The 22,537-nt window shown below is 40.5% G+C and carries 19 protein-coding genes; 12 read left to right on the top strand and 7 right to left on the bottom strand.

The window, feature by feature from the left end; all coding sequences use genetic code 11:
- Nucleotides 1–32 precede the first annotated feature (32 nt).
- Nucleotides 33–635: a TetR/AcrR family transcriptional regulator gene (locus tag NE363_RS04315; protein WP_151989307.1), complete on the bottom strand. Its 603-nt coding sequence runs from the start codon at nt 633–635 to the stop codon at nt 33–35.
- 111 nt (nt 636–746) lie between these two features.
- Between NE363_RS04315 and NE363_RS04320 the strand changes: the two genes are divergently transcribed.
- From NE363_RS04320 to NE363_RS04335, 4 genes are all read left to right on the top strand, one after another.
- Entirely contained in the window at nt 747–1,844 is a 1,098-nt protein-coding gene (locus tag NE363_RS04320; RefSeq protein WP_419331356.1) for an alkene reductase, read from the top strand.
- 28 nt (nt 1,845–1,872) lie between these two features.
- Entirely contained in the window at nt 1,873–2,922 is a 1,050-nt protein-coding gene (locus NE363_RS04325) for an alpha/beta fold hydrolase (protein ID WP_151686041.1), read from the top strand.
- A gap of 71 nt (nt 2,923–2,993) precedes the next feature.
- Nucleotides 2,994–4,043 carry an alpha/beta fold hydrolase gene (locus NE363_RS04330; RefSeq protein WP_445535897.1) on the top strand — a complete coding sequence of 350 codons (1,050 nt, stop codon included), beginning with the start codon at nt 2,994–2,996 and terminating at the stop codon, nt 4,041–4,043.
- 91 nt (nt 4,044–4,134) lie between these two features.
- On the top strand, nt 4,135–5,142 hold the full coding sequence (locus tag NE363_RS04335; protein ID WP_039254543.1) for an alpha/beta fold hydrolase: 1,008 nt from the start codon (nt 4,135–4,137) through the stop codon (nt 5,140–5,142).
- A 54-nt stretch (nt 5,143–5,196) separates the two neighbouring features.
- On the opposite strand, the gene NE363_RS04340 is transcribed toward NE363_RS04335, so the two are convergent.
- On the bottom strand, nt 5,197–5,814 hold the full coding sequence (locus NE363_RS04340; protein WP_445535898.1) for a TetR/AcrR family transcriptional regulator: 618 nt from the start codon (nt 5,812–5,814) through the stop codon (nt 5,197–5,199).
- Nucleotides 5,815–5,892: 78 nt separating this feature from the next.
- Between NE363_RS04340 and adeD the strand changes: the two genes are divergently transcribed.
- Both adeD and adeE read left to right on the top strand, forming a co-directional pair.
- On the top strand, nt 5,893–7,017 hold the full coding sequence (gene adeD, locus NE363_RS04345; RefSeq protein WP_191012037.1) for a multidrug efflux RND transporter periplasmic adaptor subunit AdeD: 1,125 nt from the start codon (nt 5,893–5,895) through the stop codon (nt 7,015–7,017).
- 9 nt (nt 7,018–7,026) lie between these two features.
- Nucleotides 7,027–10,140 carry a multidrug efflux RND transporter permease subunit AdeE gene (gene adeE / locus NE363_RS04350; RefSeq protein ID WP_445535899.1) on the top strand — a complete coding sequence of 1,038 codons (3,114 nt, stop codon included), beginning with the start codon at nt 7,027–7,029 and terminating at the stop codon, nt 10,138–10,140.
- A 76-nt stretch (nt 10,141–10,216) separates the two neighbouring features.
- Here adeE and NE363_RS04355 read toward each other — a convergent pair whose 3' ends face one another.
- A complete protein-coding gene (locus NE363_RS04355) occupies nt 10,217–10,822 on the bottom strand; it encodes a nitroreductase family protein (RefSeq protein WP_049063738.1) in 606 nt (201 codons plus the stop codon).
- 37 nt (nt 10,823–10,859) lie between these two features.
- Nucleotides 10,860–11,642 (bottom strand): SDR family NAD(P)-dependent oxidoreductase, encoded by a 783-nt coding sequence (locus tag NE363_RS04360; protein WP_445535900.1) that lies wholly within the window; start codon nt 11,640–11,642, stop codon nt 10,860–10,862.
- A 122-nt stretch (nt 11,643–11,764) separates the two neighbouring features.
- Here NE363_RS04360 and NE363_RS04365 point away from each other — a divergent pair, with 122 nt between their 5' ends.
- A complete protein-coding gene (locus tag NE363_RS04365) occupies nt 11,765–12,331 on the top strand; it encodes a TetR/AcrR family transcriptional regulator (protein ID WP_445535901.1) in 567 nt (188 codons plus the stop codon).
- A 7-nt stretch (nt 12,332–12,338) separates the two neighbouring features.
- Here the strand turns inward: NE363_RS04365 and NE363_RS04370 are convergent, their stop codons facing one another.
- Nucleotides 12,339–13,484, bottom strand: a complete 1,146-nt coding sequence (locus NE363_RS04370; protein WP_445535902.1) for a glycerate kinase — start codon at nt 13,482–13,484, stop codon at nt 12,339–12,341.
- A 395-nt stretch (nt 13,485–13,879) separates the two neighbouring features.
- Between NE363_RS04370 and NE363_RS04375 the strand changes: the two genes are divergently transcribed.
- The 5 genes from NE363_RS04375 to epmA all read left to right on the top strand — a co-directional run bounded on the left by NE363_RS04375 (nt 13,880) and on the right by epmA (nt 19,801).
- Entirely contained in the window at nt 13,880–16,288 is a 2,409-nt protein-coding gene (locus NE363_RS04375) for an FdhF/YdeP family oxidoreductase (RefSeq protein WP_445535903.1), read from the top strand.
- A 78-nt stretch (nt 16,289–16,366) separates the two neighbouring features.
- Nucleotides 16,367–17,158: a formate dehydrogenase accessory sulfurtransferase FdhD gene (fdhD, locus tag NE363_RS04380; protein ID WP_445535904.1), complete on the top strand. Its 792-nt coding sequence runs from the start codon at nt 16,367–16,369 to the stop codon at nt 17,156–17,158.
- 107 nt (nt 17,159–17,265) lie between these two features.
- On the top strand, nt 17,266–17,658 hold the full coding sequence (locus tag NE363_RS04385) for a YkvA family protein (protein ID WP_151761325.1): 393 nt from the start codon (nt 17,266–17,268) through the stop codon (nt 17,656–17,658).
- A gap of 104 nt (nt 17,659–17,762) precedes the next feature.
- A complete protein-coding gene (locus NE363_RS04390; RefSeq protein ID WP_445535905.1) occupies nt 17,763–18,830 on the top strand; it encodes a 4-phosphoerythronate dehydrogenase in 1,068 nt (355 codons plus the stop codon).
- A complete protein-coding gene (epmA, locus tag NE363_RS04395; RefSeq protein WP_019457319.1) occupies nt 18,827–19,801 on the top strand; it encodes an EF-P lysine aminoacylase EpmA in 975 nt (324 codons plus the stop codon). Before NE363_RS04390 ends, epmA begins: the two co-directional genes overlap by 4 nt.
- Nucleotides 19,802–19,858: 57 nt before the next feature.
- Here the strand turns inward: epmA and NE363_RS04400 are convergent, their stop codons facing one another.
- Nucleotides 19,859–20,836 carry a Tim44 domain-containing protein gene (locus tag NE363_RS04400; protein WP_445535906.1) on the bottom strand — a complete coding sequence of 326 codons (978 nt, stop codon included), beginning with the start codon at nt 20,834–20,836 and terminating at the stop codon, nt 19,859–19,861.
- 82 nt (nt 20,837–20,918) lie between these two features.
- Entirely contained in the window at nt 20,919–22,307 is a 1,389-nt protein-coding gene (gene radA, locus NE363_RS04405) for a DNA repair protein RadA (RefSeq protein WP_304402689.1), read from the bottom strand.
- Nucleotides 22,308–22,537 lie beyond the last annotated feature (230 nt).

Here is a 22,537-nt window from a genome sequence, read left to right on the forward strand (position 1 = left end):
CCAAATGACTTCAACTCTAAAATCATTAAAAATTAGTTTTTTAGAGCTTTTAAAGCTACTTCTACACTTTCGTATAGGTTTTGAATAGGCACATTATCTTTTGCTTGAATCGTAATGCCAAACAGTATCATGCCAAAGTAATCTGCTAATACATCCAAGTTTAAGCTTTCAGCTACATCGCCATCTTTTTGACCTTGCTCAAGTCTCGCTTTGATGAGAGCAACAGTCTTTCTACGTTCATTACTTAAGATCTCTTGCACATTTTTACTTTCAGATGAACCTGATAATGCTGCGGATACGACTAAACAACCAGTTTTATCTGGCTTGCTATAAAATTGGTCAATCGTTCTGATTAACAAATTTTTAATGCCTTCTTGAGCTGTTAAAGACTCTTGAAGTGCCTCAATTCGATAATTACCAAAGCTTTTTACATAATAATCAACAGCTTCAATAAACAACTTTTCTTTATTTCCAAAAGAAGCGTAGAGACTTGGCGGATTGATTTCCATCTCTTTTGTCAGGTCATTAATCGAGGTTGCTTCATAACCATTTCGCCAAAATAGATTCATCGCTTTGTCTAATGCAGCATCTCGATCGAAATTACGAGGACGGCCACGACCTGCGGTTTTGTTCATTTTGTTCTCCATTTTGTATTGATCACTACAAAAAATCGTTGACTGTATTTTAGCATGATTATATAGTGATCACTACATAAATAATCTTATGCATATTTTAAGGGCTAAAAAATGAATCACAAATTATTTAATCCAGTGACTGTGGGCGACGTTGAACTCAATAATCGTATTGTTATGGCACCAATGACCAGATCAAGAGCAGCACAGCCTAACGATGTGCCGACCGAACTCAATGCACTTTATTATGGTCAACGTGCAAGTGCAGGTTTAATCATTACTGAAGGCACACAAGTTTCTGATGTAGGTAAAGGCTATTCTTTTACACCTGGTATTTATTCAGAAGAACAAATTCAAGGTTGGGCTTTAGCGACTCAAGCTGTACATGAAAAAGGCGGAAAAATTGCTGCTCAGTTATGGCATGTAGGGCGTATGTCGCACTCTTCATTGCATATTAATCACGAGCAACCGATTGCACCATCTGCAATTCAGGCCAAAGCATCTGTATTTATTGCCAATGAAAAAGGTGAAGGGGCAATGGTACCTGCCGAAATGCCAAGAGCAATGGACTTAGATGATATTCAAAACGTTAAACAGGAATTTATTCAAGCTGCTCAAAATGCTGTGAAAGCTGGCTTTGACCTAGTTGAAGTTCATGCTGCAAATGGTTATTTGTTTGATCAGTTCTTATCTACAGATGCGAACCAGCGTACTGATAACTATGGTGGTTCTGTCGAAAATCGTGCACGTTTCTTATTAGAAACAGTCGATGCATTGATTGATGCAATTGGTGCTGGCCGAGTAGGGGTGCGTTTATCACCTTGGGGAACCATTAATGGCATGACAGACCAACAACCCGAAGAAATTACGCTTTATTTAGCTGAACAATTACAAAAAAGAAATATCGCTTATATTCATTTGGCTGAGTGGGACATGCTTCCACATGGTGATACTTATCCAGTGGGTTTCAGAGAAAAACTCCGTTCATTATTCACAAACACATTAATTGTTTGTGGAAATTACTCACTCGAAAGAGCCGAAACTATTCTTGATAAAGGATTAGTAGATGCGGTGGCATTTGGTCGTCCTTTCATTTCCAACCCAGATTTAGTAGAGCGTTTACAGTCAGGTCATTCTTTAGCACCAGCAAAATCTGAATATTTCTATGGTGGCGATGCAACGGGTTATACCGACTATCCAACTGCTGAATAAGCTCACTCTATAAATCAAGGCTAAGAAAATGAATAAATTTTTTAAAGTAATGACTTTGTCCGCAGCAATTGGTGTATTGGGATTAAGTCAAGCAAATGCAGAATATGACCCAAACTTAAAGTCGATAGATACGCCACCAGCCGTTTCACAGCAAATGTTTAATAAAGTGAAATCTGAGGGGTTAGGCCAGTATGCTTATGCAAAAGGTTTATCTAGTAAGTTTATCGAGTCTGAAGGTGTAAAACTTCATTATGTTGAAGGCGGATCTAAAGGCACACCGATTGTATTTATTCATGGTTTTGGTTCGACATGGAAAATGTGGGAACCAGTCATGCTTTCTTATATGAAAGACCATAAAGTGATTGCAATTGATTTACCGGGTTTGGGTCAGTCATCTCCCATACTTAACGATGATTATTCGGCAGAAAATACCTCAAAAATCTTGATTGGCGCAATTAAAAAAATTGCTGGTAAAGGGCCTATCTACTATGTCAGTCACGATTTAGGTAATTCGGCTTCTTATCCACTGGTTGCAAATAACCAAGGCTATATCAAAAAAGCTGTATTTATGGACTCGCCAATTCCTGACCGTGCTATGTTCGAATATCCTGGGTATACCCCAGATGGCCCAGGTTTAGGCTGGCACTTTGGTTATTTCAGCTTTGGTGATATTGCTGAAAAGCAAATTGCAAATGACCCAAATTTATTTTTCTCATACTTTATTAAAACCTATGCAGGGAAAAAAGAAATTTTTACACCTGAGCTACTTGCTGAGTTGATTGAGCCGTATTCGACTCGAGATAAATTAAAAGCAGCTTTTGGATATTACCGTTCGCATGCAGACTCAGTTCGTCAAAATGAAGCATTACTTGCTAGTGGCAAAAAGTTAACCATACCTTCTATGGCGCTTACCGGCCAGAAAGGGGTAAATGATGTTTTGGTTAAAGAGATGCGAGCAAGATTTGTAGCTGATCCAGCCCAATACTCAGCCATTATTTTGCCAGATACAGGACACTGGATGGTGGAAGAAAACGCTGAAGGTGTCGAGAAAAGTTTATCGAACTTTTTATTTAAATAAATATGAAATTCATCGCACTCAGGCTTAAGGCTTGGGTGCAATGAATTATTTATTTTAAATGAGTCATTAATATGAATAGATATTTTAAAAATATTTCCATTTCTATAGCTTTTATTTTGGTTGGTTCTTCATATGCAAATGCAGAATATGATCCAAACTTAAAGTCGATAGATACACCCCCAGCCGTTTCACAGCAAATGTTTAATAAAGTGAAATCTGAAGGGTTAGGACAATATGCTTATGCAAAGGGTTTATCTAGTAAGTTTATCGAGTCTGAAGGCGTAAAACTCCATTACGTTGAAGGTGGATCTAAAGGCACACCAATTGTATTTATTCATGGTTTTGGTTCGACATGGAAAATGTGGGAACCAGTCATGCTGTCTTATATGAAAGACCATAAAGTGATTGCAATTGATTTACCGGGTTTGGGTCAATCATCTCCCATACTTAACGATGATTACTCTGCAGAGAATGCATCGAAAATTCTATTAAGTGCCATAAAACAAATTACCAAGAATAAGTCTATTTATTATGTGAGTCATGACATTGGAAATACGGCCTCTTACCCTCTAGTTGCAAATAATCAAGATTACGTTAAAAAAGTTGTCTTTATGGATTCTCCAATTCCAGATATGGAGACATTCAATCACCCGGGTTATTCACCAAAAGGGCCGGGTTTAGGCTGGCACTTTGGTTATTTTAGTTTTGGTGATATTGCTGAAAAGCAAATTGTGAATGACCCAACTTTATTTCTCTCGTACTTTATTAAAACTTATGCAGGTAAAAAAGACATTTTTACGCCTGAACTCCTTGCTGAGTTGATTGAGCCGTATTCGACTCGAGATAAATTAAAAGCAGCCTTTGGCTATTACCGTTCAAAAAAAGACTCAGCCCTACAAAATGAAGCACTTTTAGCAAATAACAAAAAGTTATTTATTCCTGCAATGGCACTTAGTGGTGAAAAGGGAGTGAATGACGTATTGATTAAAGAAATGAGAGCGAAGTTTGTGGAAGATCCAGCTAAGTTAGAAGCGGTAATTTTACCTAACACAGGTCATTGGCTAATTGAAGAAAACCCTGAAGGCGTCGAGAAAAGTTTATCCAATTTTCTATTTAAATAATCCGTAAAACTTTTACATTCGAATCGATCTTGAACTCGGATGTAACTCAGCTAAAACATCCTTATTCCTATTTGTTCGAGAGAAATGAAAGATGAAAAATAAACTGCCATTCTTGTCTTTATTTTTTGCTTGTCTTACTGCATCAACAGTCAGTTCTGCAAATAATGTGTATGGAGAGCATTTAGAAGGATTTAAATATCCTTATCCGCTCCAATATTTTAATTTCTCGTCCCAACAGCAAAATCTAAAAATGGGATATATGGATGTTCAACCCAAAAAACCTAATGGACAAACAGTGGTGGTTTTGCATGGCAAAAACTTTTGTGGTGCAACTTGGGAAGAAACCATTAGTTTTCTAACACAAAATGGCTATCGGGTGATTGCTCCCGATCAAATCGGTTTCTGTACTTCTAGCAAACCAGATCATTATCAATATAGTTTCCAACAGCTTGCAGAGAACACACATGCTTTACTCAATAAATTAGGGGTTAAACAACCTATTTTATTGGCGCATTCAACAGGTGGTATGTTGGCAACCCGCTATGCTTTGATGTATCCGAAAGAAACAAAATTATTAGGAATGGTCAATCCAATTGGTTTAGAGGACTGGAAAGCAAAAGGGGTTCCATATCGCAGTATTGATCAATGGTATCAGCGTGAACTGAAAGTGAGTGCAGAGTCTATTAAAGCTTATGAATTAAAAACTTATTATCAAGGTCAATGGAAGCCTGAATATGATAAATGGGTAGATATGTTAGCTGGATTAAATGCAGGGAAGGGACATGAAAAAGTCGCTTGGAACTCAGCACTTATTTACGACATGATTTTTACTCAACCTGTCTATTATGAATTTTCTCATCTTAAAGTGCCTACAGTGCTGTATATCGGTACAGGTGACACAACTGCAATTGGTAGTGATATAGCTCCACCTGAAGTTAAACAAAAAATTGGTCAATACAGTGTTCTGGGTAAAGAGGCTGCAAAATTAATTCCAAACGCTGAATTAATTGAATTTGCAGGTATGGGACATTCACCACAAATGCAAAACCCGAAACTATTTCATGAGGCTTTGATCAAAACTTTAAAGAAATACGATTAATGATTTGAAGCAATAAAAGCCCCTCTAAACACGGAGCTTTTATTGCTTATACAATTATTCTTTATACTGCCATGCCTTTAAAAACATTGAACAAACTTCTTGATTGAGTTTTTTCAATTCTTTAGGAGTGGGTGGTGCACCTCCTAGCATTGTTGCAGGATAAGAATATCCCATTACAGCACCCAAAAAGGCTTTAGCAGCTTCATCAGGATGTTCAACTTGAATTAAGCCTGCATTGTGTGCAGTTTCAAGAATATGACTTAAAGACCTCTTAATATTGCCTTGAGTACGATTCTGGATTTTAGGAAGAATCTCTTTCATTTCAACTAAAGCAATAATCAGTAATCGTTGCAGACGAATCGCATCAACATTATAAAAATGAGTTTGCACAGCGTGCCCAATATCAAATAAACGTTGATCTAATCGTTTGTTGCTAGCATCGTGCTGCCCAATAAAAGGAGCTTCCATTTCTGCTTTTAAATGGTCGAAGACTTCAATTAACAGCGCTGTTTTGGTTGGAAAATGGTTATATAAAGTTTGTCGATTTGTACCAGCTTTAGTGGCAATAGCCTCTAAACGTACTTCTAAACCTTGTTCAAGAAAGAGTTCACGTGCTGCTGCTATAAGAGTTGGGCGGATTCGAGAGGGACGTCCTGGAGATTTTTTTAACATATGGTGTTTTCTTGCACATCTTATTTATTTACTTTACAGTAAAGTAAATAAATTGTCCATATTTCTCGGGTTCCCGATATGCCTGATATTCATTTTTTTAGTCGTAAAACCTTGTATTTATTGCCTGTGCTCTTGTTTCTAAGTGGATGTGATTCTGAAAAACCTATTGTTAAAAATAACCAAAAGGTTGGTGTTATCACCATAAAAAAAGAGACGATTGAATCTTCTTATCAGTTAGCTGGAAGAACAGTGGCTTCTGAAATTTCGCAAGTGCGTCCACAAGTAAACGGAGTAGTCGTTGAGCAGTTGTTTAAAGAAGGCTCTCAGGTGAATAAAGGACAACCGCTTTATAAAATTGATTCGTCACTCTATCGCGATAGTGTTGATGAGGCTGCAGGTAATCTTTCTCTTGCTAAAGCAACAGTGAACTCAACTCGTCTGCAAGCTGAGCGCTATAAGGAGCTCATTAAGGTAAATGGCGTGAGTCAGCAAGAACTTGATAATGCATTAAGTGCTTATGAACAAGCAAAAGCTACCGTTGCGGTAAATGAAGCTGTATTAAAAACAGCGCGAACAAATTTACGTTATACACAAGTTACTGCACCTATTTCAGGTCGAATAGGACGCTCTTCAATTACACGCGGTGCTTTAGTCACTTCGGCTCAAACAGACCCTTTAGCAACCATTCAAAAACTTGACCCAATGTATGTCGATTTAACTCAGTCGAGTGATGAATATATGGCGCTGCGTAAACAGCTTACTGAAAATGGAATAAAACCAACTCAACTTTCAGTTCGTTTACAGCTTGAAAATGGTACTACTTATTCGCAGCAAGGTACCTTTAAATTCAGTGATATTGCAGTGGATGAAGCGACAGGAAGTATCACGTTGCGTGCAGCATTTTCAAATCCAAATCATGGTTTATTGCCGGGAATGTATGTGCGCGCAGAACTTGGAACGGGTACGCGGCCTAACAGCATCTTGATCCCCCAAGGCGCTCTTTTCAGAGATGCTGATGGAAACGCGCTTGTATGGGTGGTCGGAAAAGATAATAAAGCTGAACAACGAAAAATTAAGCTAGGAAATGCAATGGATAACCGTTGGTTAGTGATATCTGGCTTGAACGAAGGAGATCAAGTCATTGTTGATGGCTTGCAAGGTTTAAGTGCCGGTATGGCGATTGAACCCACACCAATGAGCTGAGGATACGCTATGTTGTCGAGTTTTTTTATTGCACGGCCTATTTTTGCTTGGGTTCTTTCTATTTGTATTATGGCCTTGGGTACAATTTCTATTTTGACCTTGCCCATTGAACAATATCCAGATATTGCACCACCGGGTGTAAACGTCACTGCAAATTATCCCGGAGCATCTGCCAAAACTGTTGAAGACAGTGTGACCCAGATTTTGGAACAGCAAATTAAGGGTATTGATGGTTTACTTTATTTTTCATCGAGTAGTAGTTCGGCTGGTCAGGCACGTATAAGCTTAAGTTTTAATCAAAAAACAAACCCTGACACAGCGCAGGTTCAGGTACAAAACGCCGTCAATCAGGCGCTTAGCCGACTTCCTCAAGAGGTTCAGCAACAAGGTATTACCGTAACAAAGTCACAGGGTGACAGTTTATTGGTCTTTGCACTTTACGATGAAAGTAACACAAGAACTTCTGTCGATATATCCGACTACATGGTGAGCACACTTCAAGACCCATTAAGTCGCGTTGATGGTGTAGGTGAAATCACAGTATTTGGTGCTCAATATGCAATTCGCATATGGCTCGATCCGCATAAACTAAATAGCTATGGCCTTATGCCTTCCGATGTCAGAACTGCGATTGAAGCTCAAAATGCACAAATTACAGCAGGTGAGTTGGGTGCTTTACCGACTCGTGAAGGACAGGCTTTAAATGCAACAGTAACCGCATTATCCCGTCTACAGACTGTCAACCAATTTGAAAATATTATTTTACGGACTCAAACAAACGGTGCTGTTGTTTTACTTAAAGATGTGGCCCGTGTAGAGCGCGGTGCAGAAAGCTATCAAACCTCTACACGTTTGAATGGAAAGCCAGCTTCAGGTATGTCTATTCAACTTGCTTCGGGCGCCAATGCTTTAGAAACCGCTGAAAGGGTGAAAGCTGAGGTCACGCGTTTAACCGGCTCTATGCCATCGGGGTTAAAAGTTGCATACCCTCGTGACAGTACGCCATTTGTCGAAGCATCTGTAAAAGGGGTGATTAAAACTTTAGCTGAGGCAATTGTTCTCGTCATTATTGTTATGTTCTTATTTTTGCAGAGCTGGCGTGCGACTTTAATTCCAGCTATTGCGGTTCCTGTCGTATTGTTAGGAACATTTGGTGTACTCAGTATATTGGGCTATAGCATTAATACGCTGACTTTATTTGCGATGGTTTTGGCAATTGGTTTGCTGGTAGATGATGCGATTGTCGTTGTTGAAAATGTTGAGCGGGTTATGCATGAGCAAAATCTTGATGCTCGGCAAGCCACCCTAATTTCAATGAAAGAAATATCGGGTGCACTGGTTGGTATTGCGATGGTCCTTGCTGCGGTATTTTTACCGATGGCTTTTTTTGGTGGTTCTGTCGGCATTATTTATCGCCAATTTTCGGTAACACTCGTATCGGCTATGGTGCTTTCAGCCATTGTTGCTTTAACCCTTTCACCTGCGTTATGTGCAACCTTACTCAAACCTGCAAATGAAAAACATAAGCAGAGAAAATTCTTTACTTGGTTCAATCGTAAAGTCGAACAAGGGCAGTCAGGCTATCGTACCAAGTTGCTTGCGGTTTTAGGTAAACCCAAAATATTTATGATCATATTCGTAGGCATTACAGCTTTGTTAGGCTGGCAATATACGCGTATGAATACTGGGTTTTTACCACAAGAAGACCAAGGCTCAGTTATGGTCCAGTTTAGTACACCAGTAGGCACGACACTCGCTGAAACAGAACGGGTAGGTAATCAGATAGCAGATTATTTCCTGACGAAAGAAAAGGATAATCTCAATGTGATTTTCATGGTGATGGGTAGAAATAACGCAGGCAGTGGGCAAAATGTGGGAATGGCATTTGCTGGACTCAAACATTGGGATGACCGAGAAGGGAGTGAAAACACTGCAGAAGCAGTGATTGCTCGGGCAAATTCATATTTTAAGTCACTGCGTAACGCACGTGTTCAGGTACTTTCACCAGCCGCAGTGAGGGGGCTTGGACAATCAAGTGGTTTTGAACTTTGGTTACAAGATGCTGAAAATAAAGGACGTGATGCTTTACTGGCGGCACAAAACACTGTGTTAAAAGCAGCAAGTGCTGATTCTGGCTTAGCAGCAGTCCGTCTAAATAGTTTAGAAGATAAAGCTCAGTTACAAGTCGACATCGATCAAAGAAAAGCCAGTGCACTTGGTTTGGCTCAAGCCGATATCAGTAATACGCTGTCGTCGGCATGGGGTGGATCTTATATTAATGATTTTATCGACCAAGGTCGTGTTAAGCGAGTTTATATGCAAGGAGACGCGATTTATCGTTCCTTACCTCAAGATATTGGGCAATGGTATGTTCGCGGTGCGACAGGTCAGATGACGCCATTTTCTAGTTTCTCTTCTGTAAAATGGCAAATGGGACCCCAAATGCTGCAACGCTTTAATGGTCTTTCAGCTGTACAAATACAAGGCTCTGCGGCAACTGGTGAAAGTTCTGGTGGAGCTATGGATAAGATGCAGCAGTTAGTTGATCAGCAACAAGGCTTTAACCTTCAGTGGAGCGGGTTGTCTTATCAAGAGAAGTTAGCTGGTGGTCAAACCATTTGGTTATATTTAGCCTCAATTATCTTTATCTTTTTGTGTTTGGCAGCACTTTATGAAAGTTGGTCTATTCCTGTTTCTGTGATGCTAGTGATTCCTTTAGGCCTGATTGGAGCTGTAGTGGCTGCAAGTCTAGCTGGTTTTGTGAATGATATTTACTTTCAGGTCGCCATGCTTACTACCATTGGACTTTCTGCCAAAAATGCTATCTTAATTGTTGAATTCGCGGCAGCTAAGTTAGAGGCAGGACAAGCATTGATGGAAGCGATTATTGAAGGTGCAGGTCAGCGATTACGCCCCATTATTATGACATCTCTGGCATTTGTGGCAGGTGTTCTTCCATTGGCTGTATCTACAGGGGCAGGGGCTGTAAGCCGTAAAGAAATTGGTATAGCCGTAACGGGCGGTATGATTTCTGGTACCTTACTTTCTATTTTCTTTGTACCTTTATTTTTTCTTTTAGTTCGTCGTTTAACCAATAAATTAAACGCTAAAAAGGCAAAATAATGTCGCAAAAATAACATTCCAGTTAAAAGTTAGCCCCTCATGCTATTTATAGTATGAGGGGCTCAAATTTTAGTGCTTAGAATGTATTTTGAATAATCACATCGTCGTAAGGAAGTTTACCCACACGTGGGTAAGGCTCGGAAGCCGACTTACCAACGGCAATCATTAAACACACCACATGGTCTTCAGGCAAGTTAACAAGCTTCGCCATTGCGTCAAAGTCAAAACCGTCCATAGGGCAGCTATCTAAACCGTGTTCTTGAGCAAGCAACATGAGGGTTTGAGCAAAAATACCCGCACTACGCATCACTTCGTCACGTTGGGTTTGTGGACGGTCACGATAATACTGGTCAATTGCACCCGCCATAATATTTTGAACTTCTGGTGTCGCACCATCCCATACACGTTTAGCATCGGCTTCCCATGTATTTACTTTTGCACATAACACAATCAGTAAAGATGCTTCTGTAACTTGTGGTTGGTCCCAAGCAATGGCACGAATTTTTTGTCTTAACTCAGTGTCTTCAATAATCACTGGACGCCAATGTTGCAAGTTAAAAGCACTTGGTGCATTTGCTAAAACTTCTTGTAATAACTCTTTCTTGTTATCTTCAGATAACTGAAAAGAAGGGTCGAAGCGTTTAATTGCACGGCGCTTACGGAGAGCATCAATAACATTCATAAGATTTTCCTACTTAAGAGTTGGGTAGCGGTACTTGTTAGTTTTTATAACGTTGAGCTACTTCAGCCGAAGAAAAGTTTGGTAGTAAAGTGATACGTGATTTTTCAAAATTATTCCATTGATTTTCGTCTTTCAGCACAGGAATTGTAATTGTTTCTTTACGATCAAAGCCGATTAGAGCAGCATCCACCAAATCATTGACGTCCATTAATGGCGGAACTTGGCTTAAATCGATACCTGAACGTTCCCAAATTTCAGTCTTGGTTGCAGAAGGCAATACGGCTTGCACATGTACGCCATGATCTTTTAACTCTAAATGTAAGCCTTGGCTAAAAAAATGTATAAAGGACTTACTTGCACCATAAATGGTAGAACCAAATTCAGGAGACAACCCAACAACAGAACCTAAATTAATAATTGAGCCTTTACCTTTACGTACGAGTTGTTCGGAAACCGCATGAGACAAACGAACAACCGCCGTCATATTTAAAGTCATGAGTGTTTCAATTTCTTTAATATCTTGAGTTAAAAAATTTCCGCTAAGTGTAATACCTGCGTTATTTACCAAAATTTCAATATCAGCATCGTTTTTGAGTACATCTTCAATTTTGCTAATGTCTTGATCCTTTGATAAATCGGCTTGAATAAACTCGACCTGTACGCCGTATTTTTCTTGAAGGTCCTTCGAGATTTTATCTAAGCGGTTGGTGTCCCGTGCCACCAGAATTAAGTTATGGCTACGTTGAGCAAATCGGTCTGCATAGACAGAACCAATTCCTGACGAAGCTCCTGTAATAAGTACTTTTGTTTGAGCTGACATGTGATGTCTCCACGCTTTAATTTTTAGATTATGACTGTAATCTAAAATATGCAAGTTTTGATGTCAACCATAATCAATGTATAATTATGACGTATAGGGTGAGTAAAAGTGGGTGCGCCAACATGAAAGTCAGTAAAACTCAGGTAAAAGAAAACCGAGATAAAATTGTTGAAAAGGCGACTCAACTCTTTCGTAACAAAGGTTATGACGGAGTTGGCATTGCCGAGTTAATGTCTAGCGCAGGCTTTACTCATGGCGGCTTTTATAAACATTTCACTTCGAAGACCGACCTTGTCTCAATTACTGTTAAACATGGACTTGAGCAGGTTTTAAAAAGAATAGAAGGTTTAAACTTAACTCAATTTATTCAACTTTATGTGTCCCGCACTCATCGAGATAACCGAGATTTAGGATGTACCTTAACTGCGCTATCATGTGATGCTGCAAGACAGCCAGACGAAGTAAAAGTCGAATTTGAAGAGGGCATTAAGCAACTTATTCAGTTCATTATGAATGAACGAGCAAAACAAGTTTCTTTGGAAGCGCCAGAGTTGAGAAAGCAAGCCATTAATATTCTTGCCCAATCTGTAGGGGCAATTGCCTTGTCTCGTGCATGCCCAGATCAATCAAACCTTAGCGATGAAATATTGGAAAGCTGTAAAGAGAACCTTTTAAAGCTAGCCGATTAAAATTTTTTTATCTCAAACTGGTTTGGCTAAATTGAATTAACCTCGCAATATCGACTGTTCTTTCATAAATAAGTTTTGCCGCATGTTCGCAGGCTTGTTCTAATGTGATGGGACCATTAGTTAGCGAAAATGCAGCCGTAACACCGTGCTCATAAAGCGCTTGATAGCCTTCGCCTAATGTTCCTGCAATGACAATGACAGGAACATTGTGTGTTTTAGCAATTTGACTCACCCCAAAAACTGTTTTGCCACTTAAGGTTTGTTGGTCAAATTTTCCTTCACCTGTAATGACCCAATCCGCGTTAGAGATTTTATGGGTAAGCTGATTGAGTTCAGCCACAACCTTAACTCCAGCCTTAAACTCAGCATTTAAATAACTTTTGGCTGCAAAACCTAAACCGCCCGCAGCACCTGAGCCCGCTTCATCTCGTTTATCGAAACCTAAAAGCTCCGCTGAGACATCGGCAAAATGTGCAAGCGCTGCATCGAGTAACGTTACTTGAGTCGGAGAAGCCCCTTTTTGTGGACCAAAAATATGAGATGCGCCATTTGGGCCGCAAAGCGGATTGGTTACATCGGCAGCCAGTAAAAACCGTGTGTGCTGAATGCGAGAGTCGAAATGTGTTAAATCAATGTGTGACAGGTTGCTTAGAGCGAGGCCACCTGCGGGTAAAACCTTTTGGTTGGTATCGAGCAAAAGAGCACCCAAAGCACTGAGTAAACCTGTGCCGCCATCATTAGTGGCACTACCGCCCACAGTTAAAATTATGTCTTTTGCACCTGCGTCTAAAGCATCCAAAATGAGTTGGCCTGTTCCAAACGTTGTGCTGTGGCAAGCATCACGCTCTGACGGTGGGACTAACTGTATGCCGCTCGCTTGAGCCATTTCAATGATGGCGATTTTTTGATGCTCTAGCCATCCCCATTTGGCTTGAACAGGCTGACCTAAGGGGCCAACCACAGTTTTTTCACGCCATTGACCATTGCAGACTTCTAAAACAGCTTCAATGGTTCCTTCACCGCCATCTGCCATTGGGCAAATCAAAGTTTCTGCATGAGGAAAAACTGCTTGCAATCCTTTGGCAATGGCCTGAGCTACCTTTAAAGCAGATAAGCTGTCTTTAAATGAGTCAGGGGCAATCACAACCTTCATAAATGCTCTAATACGAATAAATTTCTCATTGTTTTATACTGCTTAATGCCAAAAAACCATAGATAAACACATGTAAGTGTCAATTTAAAAACACTTTCACTCTGTTAAGTGTGAAGGCTAATAATGTTTTGATCTGTAAAAACCACAGTTATTATTTTTTTAAATATTTGTTTTAATTAGTATTATTTAAATGGTGTACTTGGGGGTGAATGATTGTAATTGTAAACAATATGGCACATATTATAAGAAGCCTTGAGCCAGCTTTTAAAATATGAGCAATAACATCAAAAGCAGACTCTACTCATCGGTAATTAGCGGGTAGCTTTGATCAAACCATAATTAAATTGTGATTTCATTGAGCCTGTTGAGTGTAAAAGAAATAAGAGGATGAAAAAGTGGATAATTCAGAAGAACAAAAGCACATACAGGAAAATAATAGTTTTGCGCGAATTGAGCCATATACTCATCCTGCTGGTGGGTGGGGCGCACTGCTCAGTGTTGCTCGAAACCTAAAGCGACAAGATATTTTAGGCAAAGGCTCAATTACCTTACTCAACATTAATCAGCCGACAGGCTTTGACTGTCCCGGCTGTGCATGGCCAGAAAAGAAAGACGCTCACGCATTTAACTTTTGTGAAAATGGTGCCAAAGCGGTTGCCTTTGAAGCAACCAGTAAAACCGTTACTCCCGAATATTTTGCAGGGCATACTGTCAGTTGGCTGTCAGAGCAAAGTGACTTTTTCCTAGAAGACTTAGGTCGTTTAACCGACCCAGTTCGTTATGATGCTGCAACCGATAAATATGTGCCTATTTCGTGGGACGATGCATTTAAGTTGATTGCTCAACATTTACATGCACTAGACAACCCAGACCAAGCGGCGTTTTATACGTCTGGCCGTGCCAGTAACGAAGCAGCATTTTTATATCAATTATTTGTGAGAAGCTTTGGTACAAATAACTTTCCAGACTGTTCGAACATGTGTCATGAAACCACAAGTGTCGGTTTGCTCGACTCGATTGGTTTAGGAAAGGGCACGGTCACCCTAGACGACTTTGATCTAGCCGATGCTATTTTTAGTTTTGGTCATAACCCTGGAACCAACCATCCGCGTATGTTAGGTACTTTACGTGAAGTGTCTAAACGGGGTGGCAATATTATTGCGATTAACCCAATTAAAGAACGAGGCCTAGAGCGTTTCCAAGACCCACAAGCACCGCTTGAAATGATGACTAACGGCAGTACACCAATTAGTCGTTATTATTTCCAGCCAAAAATTGGGGGTGACTATGCTCTCATGTTAGGGATGTTAAAGCACTTAAATGAATGGGATAAAAAGGCAATTGCCTCAGGTAAACCAAGCGTTTTTGACCGAAACTTTATTGCAGTCAATACCGTTGGTTTCGATGAAATGATTGCTGAGGTGGAAAGAACTGAGTGGGCAGATATTTATAAGCACTCAGGTCTGTCACCTGAACATTTAGAAAAACTCGCTAAACTCTTTTTAGACTCTGAGCGTTCAATTTTCTGTTGGGGTATGGGCATTACCCAGCACCGTCACGGAACCTCTAACGTACATATGCTGGCAAATTTATTGTTGGCACGTGGTCAAATTGGCAGACCGGGTGCAGGGCTGTGTCCGGTTCGTGGACACAGTAACGTGCAAGGCGACCGAACTATGGGTATTAATGAGTTGCCTAGTCCTAAGCTGCTCGATAGTATTGACCGTGTATTCGGTATTAAATCACCAAGAAAAAATGGGCATGGCGTGGTCGAAACCATTAAAGCTATGGCTGAGGGCGAGGTCAAAGTCTTTATTGGCTTAGGCGGAAACTTTGCGGTTGCAACCCCCGATACCCCATATACTCAAGAAGCGCTTAGAAAATGTGATTTAACTGTTCATGTCGCTACTAAGTTAAACCGTAGCCATTTGGTGTGTGGTAAAGATGCACTTATTTTGCCATGCTTAGGCCGTACCGAAATTGATGAGCAGCTTCACGGCCCACAAGCCATTTCGGTTGAAGACTCAATGAGTAATGTTCACTTGTCAGCAGGGCGCAACGCACCAATTTCTAAAAATATTTTGTCAGAACCAGATATTGTGGCAAGAATGGCAGAAGCGGTACTTCCAGATAGTCAGATTAAATGGAAATGGTACATCGAGAGTTATGACCGCATTCGTGACTCAATTGCTGATGTATTTGATGAGTTCCATGACTTTAATTTACGTGTTTATAAACCGGGCGGTTTTCACTTAGAGCATCCTGCTAATCAACACATCTGGAATACAAAAAGTGGTAAAGCGCAGTTTATGATTACGCCGCTGAGTGAGGTTTATGCCGATAAGGAAAATCAGTACGCTGCAGCATATACCGAAAGTAAGGTCTATACCTTAATGACTACTCGTTCTCATGACCAATACAACACCACTTTATATGGTCTCGATGACCGTTACCGCGGAGTGTTTGGTCAGCGTCGTGTGTTGTTTATGAACCAAGCGGATATTGATGAAGCGGGCTTTGAAGCAAACCAGTGGGTTGATATTGAAAGTGTGTTCTCAGATGGTGTGAAGCGTATTGTGCATAGTTTCCGTATTGTGCCGTATAACATTCCGCGTGGCAGCTTGGCTGCTTACTATCCGGAAACCAATCCTTTGGTGGCATTAAGCAGTCATGACAAATATGCCAAGATTCCGGCTTCGAAAAGTGTTCCAGTGATTTTGCATCCTGGAAATGCACCTGAGCACTTTAACTTGGCAACAGCCGTTGACCCTCAAGATGCAGATAGAAAAGTCAGTAGTCTTTAAATCAAACATGACATTTAAAATGTAACTCAAACAAATGGCGCTCTAAACAAGCGCCATTTTGAAATAAAGGAAATAATTTTGACACCACATGCTTATGGGGTTGAAACCTTACCAGTACAGCGGTTTAACAAAACCGAATCTGAAAATGTTTTAGATCATATTGTGCAAGAGTACCCAGTCGCCTTGGTGTATAACGGTATTTCACATGCGGTGATGATGGCGACACCAACCGATGTCGAATTATTTGCCAAAGGTTTTAGTCTATCTGAAGGTATTTTAACCAGTTTAAAAGAGCTATATGCGCTTGATCTACATCAAAGTGAATTGGGCATTACGGTAGAAATGACCATTTCATCGAGAGCATTTGCTGCTTTAAAACAACACCGCCGTATGATGGTAGGTCGTACAGGCTGTGGTTTATGTGGCATTGAAAGTTTGGAACAGTTTCAGTTAGATGTTCCCAAAATTACAACGCATGCATCAAAAATATGGCTTGAGCAAATTCCGAGTGCTATTTCCCATTTGAAAGCCCAGCAAGAAATTACCGCTTTAACAGGTGGGGCACATGCCGCAGCGTGGGTGGTTGATGGTCAAATCGTGGCTTTATTTGAAGATGTTGGCCGCCATAATGCCTTGGACAAATTAATTGGTTATTTAGCGCAAGAAAACTACGACACCAGTTTAGGTTTTGTGGTCATGACCAGTCGGGCAAGTTATGAACTAATTCGAAAATGTGCCCAGTTGAATATAAGTTTACTGGCTTCAATTTCAGCACCGACCAGTATGGCTATTCACTTAGCCAAACAATCTGGTCTGACATTGGCAAGTTTCTGTAGGGGAGATAGGTTTGTTTTATATACTGACATTTAAAATATATTTGTCTTAAAACAAAGCTCATCTGACATTTCTGTTGCTTTTAAGCTATGGGTAGATTTTATAGATTATGATAAAACTCTACAGGTTCAGAGACAGTCCAAATGTCTTGGGTACAATCACTAAAAGAATGGGCAAAACGTCTAAGAAAACAGATTGTTATGCTTTGGTTTGCATCAAGACATCCTCAAATGCCGTGGTTGCCTAAAGTTATTGCTGTAGTGGCTGTAGCTTATGCTTTTAGCCCTATTGACTTAATTCCAGATTTTATTCCTATTTTGGGCTTTGTAGATGATGCGATTATTTTGCCTATCCTGATTTGGTTAGCACTTCGTTTTACGCCAGAACAAGTCATTTTTGATGCAGAACAGCAAGCGAATGAGTGGTTAGAGGAGCATGAAAAAGCACCACGAAATTATTTAGTTGCTGTACTCATTATTCTAATTTGGATAACACTTGCAGTCATGGCTTATTTTTATTTAGGCGGTGGTTTGTAGATAAGCCAAACTTAGAAACCCTGTGTGAATTTAGCGCCCTGAACATTGTGCTTTACTGCAACTCAAAGGATAATAACGTTTTTATAAGCTATGAGTTGCAGACAATGAAAATCGTCGCAGATGAAAACTTGGCATTTACCGATTACTTTTTTTCAGAATTTGGCGATATTCAACACCATGCAGGACGCACCTTAACGCACGCAGATGTAAAAGATGCTGAAGCTTTATTGGTTCGTTCAGTCACCGCAGTGAACGAAAGTTTAATTCAAAATACCGCTTTAAAATATGTGGGTAGTGCCACAATCGGAACCGATCATTTAGATATTCAAGCCCTAGAAAAGCATGATATTACATGGGCCAATGCAGCAGGTTGTAATGCACAGGCAGTTGCTGAATATGTCATCACCGCTTTGCTGCATTTAGATGCGAACCTTATAGAACAACAAGAAAAATTTACGCTAGGCATTGTTGGTCTTGGCAACGTCGGTAAACGTTTGGCCTATATGGCTCGGTTGCTTGGCTGGAATGTCATTGGTTTTGACCCCTATGTGCAGTTAGATTCAATTGAAAATGTAAGCTTTAAAACCCTATTGCAACAAGCCAATGCCATTTCCATTCATGTACCGCTCACCAAAAACGGTGAACATGCGACATATCATTTGTTTGACGAAAATGCTTTTGCAGCGCTTCAACCTAACACAATTTTAATTAATAGCGCTCGTGGTCCAGTCGTGAAAGAAGCCGCTTTAATGCAAGACATTCAACGTACCCAGCGTAAAGTCGTGCTCGATGTATTTGAACATGAGCCAGTGATATCAGATGAGCTTTTAAATATGTTAGCGTTGGCAACACCGCATATTGCAGGTTATAGCCTCGAAGGTAAGGCTCGCGGTACACAAATGATTTATGAAGCGTTTTGCCAAAAATTTGGATATGACATCAATAAACGTTTTGAAACTCAGTTGCCTGCATGCGAAGACTATTTTTCAGGACATGATTTAAAAGCGGTTTTAAAGCAAAAATTAGCTCAAATTTATGATATTGCTCAAGATGATGCCAATATCCGTGTCTGCGTTAAAGACGGTAAAGTAGAGCAAAAAGCATTTGATTTATTACGTAAAAATTATCCGCTGCGCCGTGAATGGGCAGCACATGGGGGGCCACAGGCATGAGTTTAAGTTATCAACCTACTTGTTCAATTGATGCTTTAAAGGCTCGTGCTAAGCTTTATAACCAAATTCGCCAGTTCTTTGCAGAACGTGATGTCATGGAAGTCGAAACGCCAATTGTTTCACAAGCAGGCGTTACCGATGTACATTTAGCTTCAGTTCAGACTTTGCGTCATATTCATGGCAAGTTGCAGACTCAATATTTACAAACCTCGCCAGAGTTTGCCATGAAACGTTTGCTAGCAAGTGGTAGTGGGCCGATTTATCAAATCTGTAAGGTTTTCCGAGATGATGAACACGGGCGTAAACACAACAGTGAATTTACCATGCTTGAATGGTACCGTCCGGGTTTGGACTTAAAAGCATTAATGCACGAAACAGCCGATTTATTACAAACCTGTTTGCAGCATCGTTTTGGTGAAGTTCGTCCATTTATTTTGAGTTATAAGCATGCTTTTCAGGACCGCTTGGACATTAACCCTTTGCAAGCGACTTTAAAGCAACTCAAAGATACAGCAAATCGTGTGGGATTAAATCTTGATTTAGGTGATGACCGCTTAGCTTATATGGATTTGTTGTTCTCTCATTTTGTTGAGCCAAGTTTAGGTTTTGATGCACCTGTCTTTTTAACTGACTTTCCACCAGAAATGGCGTCTTTGGCAAAAGTGAAAGTAGATGAAGATGGGGAAGAGGTCGCAGCACGTTTTGAGGTTTATATTGAAGGCTTAGAGCTTGCTAATGCTTACGATGAATTGCTCGATGCAGACGTGTTACGTTCACGCTTTGAAGCAGATAATGCAGAGCGCGCCAAGCAAGGGCTTCATGTTATGCCATTAGATGAGCACTTGTTGGCTGCGTTACCTCATATGCCAGAATGCTCAGGAATTGCTTTAGGTATTGACCGATTACTCATGGTTGCAACAGATCAACTTAAAATCGAAAAAGTCATCGCTTTTCCAGCTGAAATTGCCTAAGCGCGAGCAAATAAAAAAGCCACATATTGTGGCTTTTTTATTTGGAGCTTATTTAAATTAAGCTTGTTGAATACCTGCAACAACCCAGTCTTGCTGAGAGCCAACAGGTTTTACAAAGTGCCAGATTTCTGTAAATGGCTGTGGCAAGCTATTTAAATCTTCACTTACTGTACCTGTAAAGCGTACGCTCACAATGTATTGACCATTTTCAGTCGCACTGTCTACAACCATTGCATTTAAGTTACTAAACTCGGCAACGTCCTGATCTTGGTTCTCCATGATGTCGTTATACATAGAGTTATAAAGTTCAGGTGTTAAGTAGCGACGAATTTCTTCGATGTTACTTGCACTATTAATTGACTGAATGTGGTTAAAACGCTGACGAGCAACACGTAAGAAAGAAGCAGGTTCGCTACCATCTGGTAACTGGTTGCCATTACTTGTTGTTGCACCGCCAAACGGAGCTTGAGTTGCTGTACCACCACCAACAGACTGACCAAAAATATTGGTGTTGTCGTTTGAGTTAGTTGGCGCAGCTGAACGGCCAAATGTGTTTTGACCGTTGCTGTTTGGAGCGTAAGGATTATTTGCTGCTAATTTTTTTTTCCCGCCAAATTTGCGGAATACAAAAAAGGCAACAGCCGCAGCAAGTAATACCCATAACCAACCTGGGATACCACCTTTCTTCTCTTGTTGCTGAACAGCTTGTTGCTCGTTATCAGGTTGGGTTACACGTTGTTCAGTTGATGTTGGTTTGTCATCAGCTAAAGCATGTGCTGCAACAGCACCTACGGCAGCACCAGCTACACCAGCTGCAACCATTGAACCAACACCCGGACCAGATCTCTGAGGTGCTGTAGCAGGTTGTTGAACTGGAGCCACTTGACGAGGTTGTTGATATGACTGGCTTGAAGTGGTAGAGCGTGCCATGCCGTGGCTTTTACCACCACCTGCACGTTTTGCTTCAGCAAGAGGAGAAATTGCCAAAGCAGCCATTAAAATACCGGTTATCAAGCCGCGCTGGTGTACTTCCATAGGAAATTCCTGTTTAAAATTAATTTGTAATAGTATTTATGCAGCCATTTACACTAAATTTCAACTATAAAAATATGTTTTTTTATGTCAATTCATCGCTGAGCTGCATCGCTTCGGTTAGCGCTTCATGTAAGCGTGCCACAGCAATCACTTGAACCCCCGGAATCGCTTTTTGTGGGGCGTTGCCTCTAGGTAAAATGACATATTTAAAGCCATGTTTTGCCGCTTCTTTTAAACGTTCTTGTCCATTTGGCACAGGACGAATTTCACCTGAAAGTCCAACTTCACCAAAAACTGCAAGTTGCTGTGGTAATGCTTTGGTACGCAAACTCGAAGCACAGGCAAGTAAAACAGCTAAGTCAGAACCTGTTTCAGTAATTTTTAAACCACCGACAATGTTGACATAGACATCTTGTCCTGTGGTTTGCACACCGCCATGACGATGCATGACAGCAAGCAACATATTTAAGCGGTTTTGTTCAAGACCAAGTGCGACACGTCGTGGTTGTCCTTGGGCATCATCAACTAAAGCTTGAACTTCAACTAAAAGTGGGCGAGTCCCTTCACGACTAATCATAACAATTGAACCGGGAATCGCTTCATCGTAACGACTTAAGAAAATAGCAGAAGGGTTGGCTACTTCACGTAAGCCTTTATCGGTCATGCCAAATACGCCTAGTTCGTTAACTGCACCAAAACGGTTTTTCACAGCACGAATCATACGATAACGTGAGTCGGATTGGCCTTCAAAATAAAGTACGCAGTCCACCATGTGTTCTAAAACACGTGGACCTGCGAGTGCACCTTCTTTGGTCACGTGACCAACAATAAATAACGCCGTGCCACTATTTTTTGCATAGCGGGTTAATAACGCAGCAGATTCACGAATTTGTGAGACACCACCTGGTGCAGATTGGAGCGTTTCTGTGTAAAGCGTTTGAATCGAGTCCAAAATTGCAACAACAGGTTTTTCTTGCTCTAAAACTTCACAAATCCGCTCGACACAGGTTTCCGCCATGACTTTTAACTGATCTGTCGGCAGGTCAAGGCGCTGAGCACGTAAGGCCACCTGAGATAACGATTCTTCACCCGTAATATAAAGTGCAGAGCTTTTTGCACTTGCCATATGGGTTGCGGTTTGCAAAAGAATAGTCGATTTACCAATACCTGGGTCACCACCAATCAGAACCACTGAACCTGTGACCAAACCACCGCCGAGCACACGGTCAAACTCGCTAATACCTGTAGGTAAGCGGGTTTCATGAGAAACCGAGACTTTATTAAGTGTTGTGATATTGGCAACTTGGCCTGCATAGCCACCAATTTTAGGACGCGCACGATGCGCTGTAGTAGGTTCGAGTTTGACTTCAGTCAGAGAATTCCATTCACCACACTCTGAACATTGACCGGCCCATTTAGGATGATCAGCACCACATTGCTCGCAACGGTAAACAGTTTTGACTTTACTCATAAAAAATTGAAATTTTGCTCGATATTATATAAATATAGTTCTTAGGAGGTTTTTCATTCTTTTTCCAAAAATTTTCATAAAAGATAATCTGGAATTTGAAGAGATCTTCTAAGGAACTAATAAGGGAAAGACACCAAAAATAACACGATATAAGATTTTTACAAGTCAGATAGAGTTTGTTTTCAGTGGATATAAAAAATCTAAGCTATTCCCAAGGAAGGTATTTTTAC

Source organism: Acinetobacter sp. G18 (assembly GCF_052660225.1).

Bases quoted from the DNA above. Each gene is read 5' to 3' on its own strand.
- adeD (WP_191012037.1), top strand. From the start codon at position 5,893: ATGCCTGATATTCATTTTTTTAGTCGTAAAACCTTGTATTTATTGCCT.
- NE363_RS04335 (WP_039254543.1), top strand. From the start codon at position 4,135: ATGAAAAATAAACTGCCATTCTTGTCTTTATTTTTTGCTTGTCTTACT.
- epmA (WP_019457319.1), top strand. From the start codon at position 18,827: ATGAGTTTAAGTTATCAACCTACTTGTTCAATTGATGCTTTAAAGGCT.
- NE363_RS04330 (WP_445535897.1), top strand. From the start codon at position 2,994: ATGAATAGATATTTTAAAAATATTTCCATTTCTATAGCTTTTATTTTG.
- NE363_RS04360 (WP_445535900.1), bottom strand. From the start codon at position 11,642: ATGTCAGCTCAAACAAAAGTACTTATTACAGGAGCTTCGTCAGGAATT.
- NE363_RS04355 (WP_049063738.1), bottom strand. From the start codon at position 10,822: ATGAATGTTATTGATGCTCTCCGTAAGCGCCGTGCAATTAAACGCTTC.
- radA (WP_304402689.1), bottom strand. From the start codon at position 22,307: ATGAGTAAAGTCAAAACTGTTTACCGTTGCGAGCAATGTGGTGCTGAT.
- NE363_RS04400 (WP_445535906.1), bottom strand. From the start codon at position 20,836: ATGGAAGTACACCAGCGCGGCTTGATAACCGGTATTTTAATGGCTGCT.
- NE363_RS04365 (WP_445535901.1), top strand. From the start codon at position 11,765: ATGAAAGTCAGTAAAACTCAGGTAAAAGAAAACCGAGATAAAATTGTT.
- NE363_RS04315 (WP_151989307.1), bottom strand. From the start codon at position 635: ATGAACAAAACCGCAGGTCGTGGCCGTCCTCGTAATTTCGATCGAGAT.
- NE363_RS04390 (WP_445535905.1), top strand. From the start codon at position 17,763: ATGAAAATCGTCGCAGATGAAAACTTGGCATTTACCGATTACTTTTTT.
- NE363_RS04320 (WP_419331356.1), top strand. From the start codon at position 747: ATGAATCACAAATTATTTAATCCAGTGACTGTGGGCGACGTTGAACTC.
- adeE (WP_445535899.1), top strand. From the start codon at position 7,027: ATGTTGTCGAGTTTTTTTATTGCACGGCCTATTTTTGCTTGGGTTCTT.
- NE363_RS04370 (WP_445535902.1), bottom strand. From the start codon at position 13,484: ATGAAGGTTGTGATTGCCCCTGACTCATTTAAAGACAGCTTATCTGCT.
- NE363_RS04385 (WP_151761325.1), top strand. From the start codon at position 17,266: ATGTCTTGGGTACAATCACTAAAAGAATGGGCAAAACGTCTAAGAAAA.
- NE363_RS04325 (WP_151686041.1), top strand. From the start codon at position 1,873: ATGAATAAATTTTTTAAAGTAATGACTTTGTCCGCAGCAATTGGTGTA.
- NE363_RS04340 (WP_445535898.1), bottom strand. From the start codon at position 5,814: ATGTTAAAAAAATCTCCAGGACGTCCCTCTCGAATCCGCCCAACTCTT.